We start from the raw sequence: 15,179 nt of genomic DNA on the forward strand, positions 1-15,179 counted from the left end.
AATAAAGCAAATTAGGAAACTCCAGGGCTGAGAGTAAGTGCTTTTTCTATAAGAAGTGAAGCGGTTACTTGTATTTTATTTTTATAAGCTGTATTGTTGCTGTGACGAGTGATCAAAAAGGAGGAGTAATAATGTATAAAGCTAGTGAACAGCGTTATGACAATATGATTTATAATCGGGTGGGTAACAGTGGATTGAAGTTATCCGCGATTGGGTTAGGCCTTTGGAATAACTTTGGTAGCGTGGATCCGTTAGAAAATCAAAAGGAAATTCTATTTAAAGCTTTTGACCTAGGAATTACCTACTTTGATTTAGCTAATAATTACGGACCCATTCCAGGGAGTGCCGAAGAAAATTTTGGACGGATTATGAAAAGTGATTTACACCACTATCGCGACGAAATGGTAATTGCCAGTAAGGCGGGGTTTGTAATGTGGCCCGGACCTTATGGAAATTGGGGATCCCGGAAGAGCATTATCGCGAGTGCGGACCAAAGCTTAAAACGGACTGGTTTAGATTATTTTGATATATTCTACAGCCACCGTGCGGATCCGAAGACTCCTGTTGAAGAAACAGCGTTAGCATTAGACCAGCTGGTTCGTTCTGGGAAAGCTCTTTATGTGGGAATTTCCAACTATAACGGAGAACAAACGGCGGCAATCACCAAGATTTTCAAAGAGTTACGAACTCCATTTATTATTAACCAACCCCGTTACAACATGTTTAACCGGGACGTAGAAACGGACCTCTTCCCCGTTTTGGAACGCGAAGGGAAGGCGGCAACCAGTTACAGTTCATTGTCGCAAGGATTGCTAACGGATAAATATTTACAAGGAATTGACGAAAATTCACGCGCACAGAAGCAAACCATTCCGTTCTTGAGTCCTGTACAAGTGGAAGAGACCCTTGAAACCGTCAAAAAATTAAACGAAGTTGCGAAAAAGCGGGGACAAAGTTTGGCACAAATGGCGTTGGCGTGGAACTTGCGGAAGCCAGTGGTAGCAAGTGTATTAATTGGTGCAAGTCGGGTACAGCAGGTAATTAACAACGTCAATGCACTCAAAAACCTCGACTTTACCGATGACGAACTCATGCAAATTGATCAAATTTTAGCTGCGCAAAGTCCGATTGATTGGGATGCGCGTTAAACCGCGCCTGGTAGCGTTTCGTTTAATCCTACTAAAAATTGGTGTAGAATATTACGTGAAACCGTTTCCCGTAACAGAATGAAACCAATTTGGAGGATAATTATGCTTAAAGAAGCAATTGCAGAAAAGTTCCATCAAATTTTCAAAACTGAAGCTGAAGAAGTCTATTTTTCACCAGGACGGATTAATTTAATCGGTGAGCATACCGATTATAACGGTGGTCACGTCTTTCCTTGTGCGATTAGCCTGGGAACTTACGGCGCGTACCGTGGTCGTGATGATACGCAGGTGAAGATGTATTCAGGAAACCTCCCGGATACTGGCATTATCGAATTTGACGTTAACGATCTTGAGTACGATGCGAAGTATAAGTGGAGCAACTATTTACGTGGAATGATGCTAGAAATCCGCGAACTCTCTCACGATTATGATCACGGTTTTGAGTTGTATTTGGAAGGTGATCTACCGGATGGGGCGGGGTTGTCATCATCAGCCTCGATTGAAATGCTGATGGGCACCATTTTAAACGACCAGTTTAACTTGCGGATTACGCCGATTGAACTCGTCAAGGCTGGGCAACGCGTCGAAAATAACTATATTAAGGTTAATTCAGGGATTATGGATCAATTTGCGGTTGAAATGGGACGGCGAAACGAAGCCACTTTCCTGGATACCAACACCATGGAATATGACTACGCACCGTTAGATTTGAATAATAACGTAATTTTGATCATGAATACCAATAAACCGCATGAATTAGTTAATTCCGAGTACAACACTCGCCGTGCGGAATGCGAAGAAGCGTTGCGGCGGCTGCAAACCAAACTAAACATTAACGCACTAGGTGAATTAACTAAGGATGCGTTCGACCAGTACGCCTACCTAATTAACGACGAAACGTTGATTAAGCGGGCCCGTCACGCGGTTTTTGAAAATCAGCGAACTATTGAAGCCCGGGAAGCCCTCAAACAAGGCGACCTAAAGCTCTTCGGGCGGTTGGTGAGTGCTTCACACGTCTCTTTACAATTCGACTACGAAGTTAGCGCTCCGGAGTTAGATATGCTTGTAGACGAAGCTTGGCAATCACCGGGAGTACTTGGAGCTCGCATGATCGGCGGCGGTTTTGGCGGGTGCGCAATTGCCCTAATCGAAAAGGATCAAGTCGATGAGTTAGTAAAAACGGTGGGGCAAAAATACCAAGACCGTTTTGGCTATGCGGCTGACTTTTATGAAGCCAAAATTGTCGACGGTCCGCATAAGGTTTAAAAAGATGCTGCAGATTGACTAATTTTTAAAAGCTTTATAATTTATACCAAACGGAAACTTGATTTCGAGAAATGAAATTCGAGTTTCCGTTTTTTGGTCTCATTAATTTGCGATTTTTTAATGGTAATCTCATTTTAACGGCAAACTACACTTTTTTGAGCGAAAACTGCAGTTTTAGTGCCGGAAACGTCCCGTTATATTTGCAAAGCCAGTTACGTATTATAAAAAGCGACCAAGGGCCCTTGGATCTTTTATTTTAGGAGATTCAAGCTATGTCACCAAAAAACCGCACTTTAAAAGCAGGATTAGACCACTTATTAACTAACGGAAACCAAAAAATAGTGTTTGGACGGAAACCAAAAAATAGTGTTTGGAGCACTAAAGAAACTAAACATTCGCCCGTATCAACCGGATTTTGAAGATTTTTTACAGGAAGCGCGGCTAACCTATGCCCGTGCATACGTACGCTTTCCCCGAAATCCCGAAAGTGACCTAAAGGAGTTTCGGATGTTTGCCTACCAAGCAATCTATTGGCGGACACTTAATTCGTTGAAACGCCAGACGATGGTTAAAAATTGGCAAACTGCCGAGCTATCCACGGACGTGACTAACCTTCCGCGACAATATCGCTGTTCCTCTCGTGAGCAACAGGTGTTAGCTGACGACTTATTCCAGCGAGTTTACGCAATTTGTACGCCGCCGGAAAAACGTTTTTTGTACTACCGGTACGTGAAGCAATTATCGGGCCGAGAAATCGCCCAACGAGAGGGGGTGAGTCCCCAGAGCATTTCCAAACGCCGGCGAAAAGTTGGACAGAAGGCGCTAAAGATTATCGCAGAAAATGCTGATAATTAGTTTCAAAGATAAATAAAAGTCCTAGTTATCCGGTTTCACATAACCTGGGTAACTAGGACTTTTGAGTTTTTTAAATGAAAAAAGGTGTTGATTTCTTACTTTTGTTTAAGAACCATACATTTTAGGGTTAACAGGTTTTAAGTCAGGAGCTTGACCTTCCGCTTTAGGTTCTGCTTGCCACTTGTATTCGCCTTCGCCATCAAGAGCTTCACCATGTGCCCAAGCACCTTGGCTACTTTCATCTCCTTTAGAGAAGTTGTAGAAGTCGTAGGCAATGTCCTTACGCTCTTTTTCACGTGGGAAATCGCTTGGCACCAGAATCGTTCCAACTTGTTCCTCTAATTCTTTGATTGCTGCCGCCCATTGATTTTGGTGGTAGCTATCCCGGGCAAGAAGTACGGCTAAGAGATCTTTCACCCCTGGATCGTCGACCATTTCGTAAATCCGCGCCGCTTGCAAACGGCCTTGTGATTCTGCATTAAGGTTGGCGCGGAAGTCAGCAAGTAAATTACCACTAGAAATGATGTAAGCTCCGCTCCATGGATTCCCTACACTATCAGCTGGCCGCGGTCCTAATCCTGCTACAATCGCATGTTGTGGATTCATACCGGCAATCACTGCTCCAACTACGGGATCTTGTTCCATTGCCGCCTGTTGGTCTTCGACAGGTGCATCTTCTAGTAGACGCGCTACCATAGTAGCTAACATTTCTACGTGTCCAATTTCTTCGGTAGCAATGTCGAGGATCATGTCCTTATACTTAGCTTCTCCGCGGCAACTCCAGCCCTGGAAGAGGTACTGCATGGCCACACTCATTTCTCCATACTGACCGCCAATTAATTCTTGTAAATACTTGGCAACCGTTGGATCAGGTTGAGTAGGCTTAGCTTCAAATTGTAATTCTTTTTGGTGTCGAAACATAAAATTCCCCCCTATTCTTTGGTGTGATGCCAATATAAAGGATAGGGGGGATGTTTTACAAATTTAATGCTTAGATTTTTTACTTTAGGTTGCTGAAAAATGTCCAGCAAGTAACTAGGTTTGTTGTGTGAAATTAACTCTGCCAGCTAATGCAGTGAAGAAGGCTCCTAGGTCAGGATCAACCTCGCCACCGTTTCCACCACCGCCGTGGGAGCCGCTAAAGAAGTTATTCGCAGCATCGTCAGGCGGCGCTAAAGGTGATTGTAAACGTGGATCAACCAGATTATGTTTTGCGGAAAAGTGCTGCTTAGCTAGATTTTCCTGTAGCCGAGACCGTTGGGTTAACTCTTCTACTAAAACGGGGTGGTCGCTATTTTTAGAATGAGAACGTTGGTTAGCTTTTTTAGCAGGTTGCTGGTTAGCGGTCGACTGATCAGCGGATTTGCTAGCGGCTAACGCGTTCGTAAATATAGGTGTATCCCGTTTTTGTAATCCAATCCGATAAGTAGCGTTGCCGGTGCCAAATTTTAGTTGGCTGAGTGGCGTTCCTGGCGAAACTAAATCGTAGCCATGACGCAGGAAACCTAAGATGTGGTCAGAAAGTTCAAAAGGAACCCGCGTATTTTGCCAACCACTGTAAATCTGTTGGTCGACCACGTGACCATTTTCATCAACAAACGCAATGGTTACCGTGCCTCGTTTTGGAGAAGCAGAAGCCGTTTTATGGGAACTTGATGGCGTTCCGTGCGAAGGATTCCGTGAACTTCCTTGATGGTCAGAATGGTTACTTGAATGATGATGGCTAGCCGTGGAACTCGAAGAATCTGCGGAATTGTTCGACGAAGCCTTACCGTTACTAGAGCTAGCTGAACCAGGTTCATCAGAATGGTCACTTTGGTGGTTATCCTTACTAGAACCATTATCTTTTGAAGAATGGTCGTCACCAGATGAACCGTTATCTGACGAAGAGTGGTCGTCGCTAGAGGAGCTGTTATCCGACGAAGAATGATCATCACCAGATGAACTACCATCTGATGAAGAGTGACCGTCACTAGAGGAACCATTATCTGGCGAAGAATGATCATCACCAGATGAACTATCATCTGACGAAGAATGGTCATCGCCAGAGGAGCTGTTATCTGACGAAGAGTGGTCGTCGCTAGAGGAACTATCATCTGATGAAGAGTGGCCGTCACTAGAGGAACCATTATCCGACGAAGAATGGTCGTCGCCGCTGGATGAATTATCGCCTGAATCTGAAGAATCAGATGAATCATCCGAGGCTTGGATTACTTTAACGGTCAGGTTGGCCGAACGGCTGATAGTAAGCCTATATTTGATTTTTTGAAGCTGTCCCGTAGCTAATTGATATCCCTTAGGCAAGTGAACTTGATAAATTCCAACATCGTTAATCAAGCCCTTAATTTTATCGGTCGCGACCGTTTTGCCAGTAGTTGCGTCTACGTAACTAACCGTGGCGGTTACTTCCGTTGGATTTTTAGGTAGTACGGTAACTTTTCCGGTTCCGACGTCGCCCAACGTATAGTGCTGGTGGTAAACCCAGTAATCTCCACCCATATCGCCTAACTTTTTCCGTAACGCTTGTTTACCAAGGTTGCTTAAAGTGTATTGGTAAGTCCCCGGTAAATTGGAATTCTTGTCGGTTTCAATCCAATCTTTTTCAATGGAGACTTTGTTAACTACTTTTCCGTCAGGATCCGTTAGACTGAGTTTCAATCCAGCAATATGATCAGCGAGGCTCTGTTCGTCAGTATAGTACTCCGCCGTTGGTAACGAAACGTTTAAAATCGTATTTACGTCCATTGGAAAGTCAGAAATAGGAAGTACTTCAGGAATGTTTGTAAATTTGATACGTCCGGAAGTTTTCGTGCGCACTACTTCGTGGACTAACTTTTGAATAATCGTTTTGGAAAGGGTAGCTCCATAGTAAGTATGCCCGTTTAAATTAATCGGATGGATAGCTCCCGTATTGATAACTTGGTCGCCAACGGTCAAGGTATAAGTTGCGTTGACCGGCGGGGAGTCCAGCTTAAACAGCATTACTCCTTCGGTATCAGGAGTGACAGAGCGATAGCTTCCCAAATGATTAATTAACAAAGAATAAATCCTACCATTAACTTTCACTGACCAACTTTTATCTCTGCTGGTGAACATATTTGTATCGTCGTCATAGTAAATGGAACTTAAGTCAGGGGTTTCATCAGCATGAGCGATTAATTCTGCCAATGGTAATCGGCAGTGTAAAACTGTATTTTTAAGTAGAGGAGCGCTAACGATCCCCACGGTAGCTAAGGAAAAGGCAAATGTCGACCGCAAAAGAGTTGTAAACTTTTTACTTGAATTTTTATTAGACATTCCTTGATTTCTCCTTAATCTTATTAATCATTAGTAAATTGGTTGGTTAAACAATGCAAAAGCTTTTTTAGCTCGAACGTTTTCAATGATATCCCCTAAATTAGTCCAGTCTTCTGGAGTTGGAGGATCTTCCCAAGTTAATTGAGGTTGCTTTACAGATTGTGAATAAATATCAGATACAAAGATGTCTGTATTTTTAGAAATGTTTGTCTCAATAATAATATTCGCATGATGAAACGCATCTAAAGAATTGATTACATATTCGGTATATAAATCTCCTTGAGAAAAATCAACCGCCACGTAAACTCGTTCTTTTAACAAACGGGCGGGGATGTTATTGATTAACGCAAACATATAACCATAGTAAAGGTTAACCCACTTAGGAGCGTCCAGGGTAATTTCGTGTTCAGTCTGGATGCTCTGTAAAAATCGGTGAATTAGAATATCAAACGATGGGTAAGTTTTCCCGAAAAATTTGATGGAATTTTCCCGTACGAAAGTAGATGGTTCAATATAAAATGAAGTTAATTGAAGGTTAACGTTAATTAAATCGTGGCGAAGGGACTCCTCGGTGTTTTCGTCTAGAGTTGACGTAATGGGGTAGTCCTTTAGCCACTGAATAAGACTGTTAGTTAACTGGGTTGCTAAAGGAAAGTTATTTGATATAACCCGGTTGCTAGAGTCGGAAATATAGCCTTTTGCAAGCAAAAAGCCGTAGAAGTAACTCATTTCATACCTATTTAAATTAAAATGACGCCCGAGAACGCGTTGTAAACGTTGAGACAACTGCTGATATTGATCGTTATTTTCGTCAACATCGACGGTTAAGGTTTCGTTGTAGTTTTGATTACGATGTCGAAGAATCCAGATTCGCAAAAAGATTGACAATTTAAATTTTTGACTTAATCGTAAGGGGTGCGTGAAATAAGGTTGGCATGCTTGAACGATTTGGTCAACTAGGTCGTTTAGTTCAGGAAATGGCGAATCAAGTCCGTTGTAAAGGCTGTAATAAAACTGAAATAAAAGTAACCGCTGATGAAATTCTTCCCCCACTTTTCCATTTTTAGGGTTGTCCTTAGAATAATTAGCGATGATTTTATTCAGCATTTTAATTTGTCGGTAAAATACTGATCGGCTAATTGGAGTGTCTTGTAAATACTGGTTAGGAGTCTTTAGGTTTTCATAAAACATTAAATACTCAAACACAGGTAAAAGGGGAGAACGTAATACGTACACCAACCGAATTTTATTGATTACTAAACTGGAAAGGTTTTGTGCTTGCCACAGCCCTTTTTGTAATTCGTTAATGTGGATATTTTGCTGGGGAGCGAGTTCACGTAAATCAGTGTTAATGGTACTCAACGCAGCATTTAATTTGTACGAGCTTACTTCTAGCTTGTCCGCAACGTGATCCATGTTGACAGGTGCGTCCGCGGCACGGTTGATTAAGGATAAAATTTCAAAAGATAATTGGTCTTTTTTATCCATTAATAATATTGGATCCATAAATACCTCCTAGAGCTCTTCTATTAGTAATAATACCGCTTGTTGAACGTTGCCACAATTGAAATTAGCGTTAAAAACAGTCGGTAACAATTTTTAAACTTTATGGTGTTAATTTTGTCTGACAAATTAGACATGTCTTCGATACAAATTACAATGCTTGGCGAGAATAGGGGATGGATTAGGGTTAGTTAGATTATTTACGTAGGACGGAAAACATTTTAGTACGTTTTGAATTAATAAGTTCTATAATCATTACTTTATGTACAAATTAAGTTAAAGTGGTTAATATCCTTAAAAGGTTTAAATTCGACTAGGTAAACCGATGCGTAGACGGAAAATGGTGCCGAGTGACCATTTTTTTCAGAAAACAAAAATTATGAGAAATTTACTTCTGAATGATGATATATACTACCTAATGTAGATGGGGTTTACCAAACGGCGCGAAAAACCATGATAATAGATGATGGTTTAACTGCGTAGTTAAGGTAATCAATTGATCCATTGCAACCCCTAGTTTAAAAATGTGACCGAGTTATGGTCGGAAACAACAAATGTAGCAATGATTTAATTAAGGGAGTTATTTTTATGGGCATCGATTTGCGCGAATTAGAGGTATATAGTGCCAGCGAAGCGGCAATGATGTGGGGAAAGTCGCAAAATTTTGTTCGCCATTTAAAAATTAACGGGACAAAAGTATTTCCTGAAGGGACCATCCGCAAGTTTGGGAATAGTTGGTTAGTTACCCGTGAAGGAATGGAAGAAGTTCTAGGTTGCGGCCCCCAAATGACTTTAGCTCAAGCACAGCGAGAGTTAAGGAAAATTAACCGAGAAAGAAGAGCTAAGTATAAGCACCAGCACTAATAAGTTGGTGAGTCAGTCAGGAGATAGTGACTGAACGTACAAAACTATTTTTGTAATGAAGTTAAGGGTGGCTAGTTGCTAAGAAACTGATGCAGTGTTTGTCAGGCTAGCAACGTAGTGACTACTTTTAAACTTAACTTTATAAAAAATAAACTAACATAACGTCCCCCAAATACGTGACCATTTTCTTTACGAAATTGGCCACGTTTTTTTGTTTTGCCATCTATTTTGAAATGAGATTTCAAAATAGATGACTATACAAGGTAAAAAAATGAAATACGCAAGAAAAGTTTGCTTGTGAATCGCTAAAGTGCCTTGATGGTTAAGGCCGGTAAATTAATATTTTGAGCGAGAAAGTTTGTGAAATTGATACTTTTTGTGAAATGGAGCTATAAAACGCTTGCACTTTTGAATTTTAAAGTATATTATAACAACACAAGTTAAGTTTTAACTAATCAAAGGTATAAATAAAGTTTAAAGTGATGGTAGCATTAGTTACAGGTAATAGCTTTTAAGGGGGATAATTCACATGGGACCACAAATTTTTCACAGGGAAAATAGCCAAGTAAATAACAAAGTTGTCGATTTTGAAATTTACAAAAGTCGGCAAAAATTGCGACAAACGGCAGCAGCTTTGACAGATATTTTTAACGAAGTACTTGCCGATAAACCAATGTTTTGGCAATCAATTCCGGTGAAAAAACGGATGTGGCAAGCAACGGTAGTGAATATCTTTGATTTTATGGAAAACCGGACTCCGAAGTTCGAATCGCAATAGTGCCTCAATCAAGTTTTAAAGATTGTTGGCCGAGAATGCATTTACCAAGGGGTCGCAGTAAACTTAAACAAATAATTTTTAAAATACCTTTGTCCCACTTAGTGGGAGTAGACGCATACAGAAGAACTTTGCTTTTATTGGGGGATAATTGCAGAGTAGCTATAGAAAACCGGTTGAATTACGTAAGCGGGTTTCAAAAATAGCTAAAAAACTGGAGTTGGATTCTTAACGTCCAACTCCAGTTTTATTTTAGAACTTTTTTTGCATTTTTAGAGAAATAACTTACAGAAGGATAATTATTTCTTGTACCCGCATTATATGTCCGGGGGTAACGATGGATTTGCTCTGCAATGCAGCCGAAACGTGTTCGGGAACCCAATTCCTTCCGGATAACTAAATTACGACATCAATTGCTAAAACCGCAATTAATGTCGTAATATTGTTAGTCCTCAGGAATTACCTGGGTTTCCGAACACTCTTTGTCCCATTACCAACCTACCCGACATTTTATACCACACCTGGCCCAGCTGAGTGTGGTTTTTTGTATCTCCGTTTAACTTAATTATTTTTTGGACGTGGTTATTCCAATCGTCGAAAGCCAGTACGGGATAGTTATCCCTTGGGAAATACCATTTTAAATCCAAACGGGCAAGTAAATCTGGCACCGGAGTGGGCTGCTGATCAGCCACCGCCAGCGGAATCGTACCCGCATGAACCGGATAACGTGGCTGTGATTGAGCAGGTCGCGGGCGACTTGAGCTATTAGAAAGCGACTTACTTGGTTGCTGCGGATGACGCTCGGCGACCGCTGGTTGAATCGCTGGCGTTGCCCGACGTAAGGGGCTGACTGGTAGCGTAGGATGTTGCTCCTCCGGCACCAAAGCAGGTGGCGTTACAGGCTGAGATGATGATGGCATTTCCGAAGGAGTAGGTTTAATCGCCGCAGGAAGGACTGGTGGCGTTTGCGAACGTAAATGAACTTCGTAAAGGTGACCAGATTCCTTAATTTCATCAAAAGTGAGCGGTCCTTGCGGCAAATCACTGCTGACTAAGCGATAGTCTTGATGATTGAAGGTTTCAGTTAAATTGGTCTGGGGATGCTTAACGTCCACGTTGACCGTTTTGAAGGAAACTATTTTTCCCGTCCGGTCGTCAATCCACCGGATTACGGCCGTTTTCTTTTTCAATTGGTAACGGACCGTGATGTTTAAGTCGGTACTAGAAGGAGTTACGGGCGCGGCCGGTACCACATCCTTAGCTGGATCCGTTAGTTGGTAACCATGGGGCAACGGATCGGGTACCTCGGCAAAAGTAGCTTGTGTACCACTATGCCAATTTTCAGAATCCCGAGGATTGCCTTGATCATCCATTTGAAAATTAGTCGAGGTATTCGAAAAATAGTTTTTTGTCACATGTTCAGCTAAATTATCAACGGTCACAAAGGTAATGGGCTGGGCTACGTGGGTTGGCGCGACCGTTTGGCCATTTTTATCGACATAATGTATAGTTTCGTTGATAGTTTTAGCTTTGAAGTGGTATATTGGAGCGTAAATATAAGTAACCATACCGTTGTCGCCATCTTTGTTAAGTCTTCCCCGAGTTGGAAGACTATCAGGCGCGGTACCGACTAGCCGGTAATTTTTAATGGACCGGGGCTGACTAACGTAAGGCTCGCCAACGTGGGGGCCGTGCGGATAGTACGCTTGCCCGGTTCCTAGCAAATGCCCGGACTGGTCAACGTACCGTACGCTAACCGTTGCATGGCAATGGTGATGCCAATGATGGTGATGGTGCTTATTTCCCCAAAAATAATGGTGCGGATCGGCTGATGATGAGGCGATCGCACTAGCAGATGATCCCCAGTAATCTAACCTCGGCGGCCGACTTGCGGCCTCTTGCGGTGCAATTTGAGGAGATGATGCCGGATAAGTTGATTTGGATACTTGATCACTAGCAGCTACGGAAATGGGGGACAACATAACATTTAGTCCAATGGTCACACCGACTAAGCTAGTGATGAACCATTTACGACCGTAATTATAGAACCGTTGGTAGTGATTTGTTCCCAAGATGATGAACCCTCCAGACATATTTTTAGAGTTGGATCTTTAAAAATATCTTCAACAAATCATCTTAAGGAGTTTTTATTTATGATCGAAAAGTTTAACCGTTTATTGGACGACGAACAACAATTGGTGCTCCAAATGGCCGAACTTTACATCCACGATCCAGAAAAGAAGCTATCAATTAGCTATCTACAAAGTGAATTAGGCGTTAGCCGTCACCAAGTGCTGATGGCCTTTGATTTGCTGAAAGATACCGTTGCGTCACTTAACCTGAAAAACATCGACTTGGCCTACGATGGGAAGGGGATCATTGCCATGTATGGCTTGACGACGTCATTGCTTAAACAGCTTTTGGAAGAAATGGCGCTAAGGTCGATCCGTCTAAATGTTTTTATTAATTCCCAATTAGGAATTTACGGGACTCAAGCCCAATTCACGAAACGTTTTGGGATAAGCCGAGCAACTTATTATCGCAATATTATGGGAATCCGGCAACTCTTCACCGAAGAAATTTTCAACTATCGTTCGTTGACGGAAGCAAGGTTGCGGCAGGTATTGTTTAGTGTGATTCACCATTTTTTTAACGGAATTGACGGGCTCCCTGGTGAGTATCGAATGGAAATACCAACCGTTTTGGAACAAATTTGTACGGATTGTGGGATGTGTCTTAAATACACCGAACGGAAGCGACTGGTTAATTTTGCTTTTGTACAAGCTCAAAGAATTCGACAAGGGCACGTACTTGCAGAGTTAGCCGATTTAAGTCCGGTGACTACTGATGACGAAGATCCTGATTTTGGCCTCCTTAATCAGTTTTGGGGGCTGGAGGACGAGGATTTACGTCGGGAAAAACAGTACTTAACGATTTATTGTCGTGTAAACGAGCTGCTGGATTTTTCAATTGATCAATGTTGTGGACCGCAGCTACAAGAGCGTTTGCAGGATTTGGTGGATAGTCAAACAGAACTTTTATACAGCACTTTTGCGGACGCAAGTTTGGAAAAGGCGATTGGCCGAATTAAACGAGCCTTAACTCAAACGAACGCAAAGGTGTTTTCGCCGTTTTACTTTAGCGAAACGTTGGTCGATCCCACAAAAATGCCTTTCTTTAACGAAACTTATCCCGCAATTGACGCGGTGGTAAAGCAGTTGTTGGGCGAGGTGGCTAAACGCCGCCAACTATACATCGATCAGGACGTGTTGACCCAGTTGTACTACACGTACATGTTGATTCTATTGGAACATTTACCGGTGAAATTTTTAAGCCGAACGGTTAAGATTACGGTAGATTTTTCGAATGGACCAATCTTTACGAAGTATATCGTGGCGCAGTTGCAGCAGTTTGCACCGCTAAATATTGAAATTATGATGGAACTAACGGAAGAAACGGATATCTTCCTCTCGGACCAATCGTTTGCGGAACTAGATTGTGAACAAATGATATGGGAGTCGCCACCGTTAGCGGCGGATTGGGAGCAGTTGGGAGATATGATTGTGAGGATTAAGAATCAGAGTGTTTTGGAATCCGGGTAGCTCTCGAGGATAACAGGATTATGGCTCCAGTCGCGGTTTAGGCGATTGGAGCCATAATTTTGTTAACCGGAGAGAGTTGGATTCCAAAACACGTTTCGACTATGCTGCAGTAGGAAGCCCCCCCGTTAATCGCGATTTAAGCGATTGGCGGCGGGATTTTATTAACCGGAGGGAACTGGGTCCAGGAGCACGTTGCTAAAAAATTAGCTTTTTGAACTGAAAAGGCTGAAAGAGTTAATAAATCGTTTTGCGATATTGGCTTTAATAGAGCCAAAACGTATGCCAAAAGTCAGTTCGTTTAACCCTAATCGATCATTATGCCAGATTCGAGCATAATGATCGATTTTTAGTTATGCCTCACAAACTACCCGGCCTTTGCTTTAAATATTATTCTAATTTTGGCTAAAAAAGGAACCGCGTTGATACCCGGTAGTGACCGATTCTCTCAAGTTTTTCAAATCAATTTCAAAATGTGAAACGTCAGGAGCCTTTACTGTCAAGGGGCCGGATTATATGATGAAAAAGTACTAATCGTTGAATTAGTACAGGGGGGATCATTTTGAATATCCTAGCAGCTTAGGATATGGGGACAACGGGAGGCTGGAAGAAACTAATCGTTTTTTCTGGCCTCTGCGTGTTTATATGGCAATTATTCAGGTCAAAAAGGATAGTCCCTCACTGGCCAGTTCAAGAACTAAAAGCGAAGCCGGCCTTCGCTAAATCCCTGCCCATTTTAATTTAGAAAGGTGGTCGCGCTGCAATTAAAAAGCGATATTGGTTTTGGATAATAATTGGGTTACAAGTACTGTTTGTAGCAAAAATGGTACATGACACCTACTTCAGTGATCGCTGGGCCACTCGTTACGTGGTAAAAGCCCGTGGCGACGTGGTTACCAACGTGGACTATACTTTAACGAAAAATCGGTTTAGCGGAACGGCTTTAATCGTTAAAGATCATAAAGTGTTGTTACATAAGGGTTACGGTAAGCAAGATGCCACCCATGCTAACGATGTAAAAACGTTATATAACATTGCCTCGATTGAAAAGAGTATGACTTCAATCATGGTGGCGAAATTGGTTCAGTTAGGAAAGTTGTCTTTTGATACAAAGCTAGCCCGTTTTTATCCGACAATTCCTAATGCTAAAAATATTACCATCCGCGATATGTTAACGATGACTTCGGGATTGGAAGCAAGTAGTGATCCGGAACGGGCACTAAACGAAAAACAGCTTACAAACTATTACGTGCACCATTTGGCGGTGGATCCGCGAAAAGGCTGGGATTATGACGCGGTGAATTTTCACTTGTTGGTAGGTGTGATTACCCAACTTACTCACCTAAACTATCAGGACAGTTTCCAACAGCTGATTAAATTACGGCGGCCCATTAAAATCATGAGCATGCCCGATTTTAAAAATCCGCATGTGGCAAAAAGTTACCACAAAAACGGTCGGGCATATCCTAACCCGGCTTACATTTACCGTAACGAGGTTGGTACCGGAAGCTTTTTTATGACCGCAGGCGACCTGTACCGGTATTTTGCGGCACTGGTGAACGGTCAGATCATCCCGCTTAAGGTGGTTAAGCAACTTTTTAAAACTTCTACACAAAGCGTCTATGCTGGGGGAGTTTATCAAAATCGGTTATATTACCGCGGACATGGGATTTTACGTGGATACGAGCCATCGATTATTTTCAATCGCTCGGCGGGTACGGCGGTCGTTTTATTAGGTAACCGGCGTGGTCGAGAAACCACGATGAAATTAGCAAACAGCATTTATTTGTTAATTAACCAGACCCCTTATTTGGGCGGAAATTCATATTAACGAGGTAGCTGCGGATACTTTTACTTGGGGGGAGAAATGAA

11 protein-coding genes are annotated in these 15,179 nt (G+C 42.2%); 7 read left to right on the forward strand and 4 right to left on the reverse strand.

Annotated elements, in window-relative coordinates:
• Positions 1-131 precede the first annotated feature (131 nt).
• The 3 genes from HMPREF0623_RS06900 (at position 132) to HMPREF0623_RS06910 (ending at position 3,269) form a co-directional block, all read left to right on the forward strand.
• Positions 132-1,148, forward strand: coding sequence for an aldo/keto reductase (locus tag HMPREF0623_RS06900; RefSeq protein ID WP_036671382.1), 1,017 nt, complete (start codon positions 132-134; stop codon positions 1,146-1,148).
• Between the two features lie 102 nt (positions 1,149-1,250).
• Positions 1,251-2,414, forward strand: coding sequence for a galactokinase (locus HMPREF0623_RS06905; RefSeq protein WP_036671384.1), 1,164 nt, complete (start codon positions 1,251-1,253; stop codon positions 2,412-2,414).
• A 366-nt stretch (positions 2,415-2,780) separates the two neighbouring features.
• Positions 2,781-3,269 carry a sigma-70 family RNA polymerase sigma factor gene (locus tag HMPREF0623_RS06910; RefSeq protein WP_229785791.1) on the forward strand — a complete coding sequence of 163 codons (489 nt, stop codon included), beginning with the start codon at positions 2,781-2,783 and terminating at the stop codon, positions 3,267-3,269.
• Between the two features lie 105 nt (positions 3,270-3,374).
• On the opposite strand, the gene HMPREF0623_RS06915 is transcribed toward HMPREF0623_RS06910, so the two are convergent.
• The 3 genes from HMPREF0623_RS06915 to HMPREF0623_RS06925 all read right to left on the reverse strand — a co-directional run bounded on the left by HMPREF0623_RS06915 (position 3,375) and on the right by HMPREF0623_RS06925 (position 8,072).
• Complete coding sequence (locus tag HMPREF0623_RS06915; RefSeq protein WP_002830662.1) at positions 3,375-4,190, reverse strand: manganese catalase; 816 nt, start codon at positions 4,188-4,190, stop codon at positions 3,375-3,377.
• Positions 4,191-4,304: 114 nt separating this feature from the next.
• Positions 4,305-6,566, reverse strand: a complete 2,262-nt coding sequence (locus HMPREF0623_RS06920; RefSeq protein WP_002830661.1) for a hypothetical protein — start codon at positions 6,564-6,566, stop codon at positions 4,305-4,307.
• Positions 6,567-6,596: 30 nt separating this feature from the next.
• Positions 6,597-8,072, reverse strand: coding sequence for a BglG family transcription antiterminator (locus HMPREF0623_RS06925; RefSeq protein ID WP_004166473.1), 1,476 nt, complete (start codon positions 8,070-8,072; stop codon positions 6,597-6,599).
• Positions 8,073-8,657: 585 nt separating this feature from the next.
• On the opposite strand from HMPREF0623_RS06925, the gene HMPREF0623_RS06930 reads away from it, so the two are divergent.
• Complete coding sequence (locus tag HMPREF0623_RS06930; RefSeq protein ID WP_002830828.1) at positions 8,658-8,933, forward strand: helix-turn-helix domain-containing protein; 276 nt, start codon at positions 8,658-8,660, stop codon at positions 8,931-8,933.
• Between the two features lie 529 nt (positions 8,934-9,462).
• A complete protein-coding gene (locus HMPREF0623_RS06935) occupies positions 9,463-9,711 on the forward strand; it encodes a hypothetical protein (RefSeq protein ID WP_002830829.1) in 249 nt (82 codons plus the stop codon).
• A 449-nt stretch (positions 9,712-10,160) separates the two neighbouring features.
• On the opposite strand, the gene HMPREF0623_RS06940 is transcribed toward HMPREF0623_RS06935, so the two are convergent.
• Positions 10,161-11,780 carry a mucin-binding protein gene (locus HMPREF0623_RS06940; RefSeq protein WP_226884893.1) on the reverse strand — a complete coding sequence of 540 codons (1,620 nt, stop codon included), beginning with the start codon at positions 11,778-11,780 and terminating at the stop codon, positions 10,161-10,163.
• A gap of 81 nt (positions 11,781-11,861) precedes the next feature.
• Here HMPREF0623_RS06940 and HMPREF0623_RS06945 point away from each other — a divergent pair, with 81 nt between their 5' ends.
• Both HMPREF0623_RS06945 and HMPREF0623_RS06950 read left to right on the forward strand, forming a co-directional pair.
• Complete coding sequence (locus HMPREF0623_RS06945; protein WP_004166475.1) at positions 11,862-13,310, forward strand: hypothetical protein; 1,449 nt, start codon at positions 11,862-11,864, stop codon at positions 13,308-13,310.
• Between the two features lie 820 nt (positions 13,311-14,130).
• A complete protein-coding gene (locus HMPREF0623_RS06950; protein ID WP_004166477.1) occupies positions 14,131-15,138 on the forward strand; it encodes a serine hydrolase domain-containing protein in 1,008 nt (335 codons plus the stop codon).
• Positions 15,139-15,179: the final 41 nt, after the last annotated feature.

Source organism: Pediococcus acidilactici DSM 20284, assembly GCF_000146325.1.
Classification (GTDB): Bacteria; Bacillota; Bacilli; order Lactobacillales; family Lactobacillaceae; genus Pediococcus; species Pediococcus acidilactici.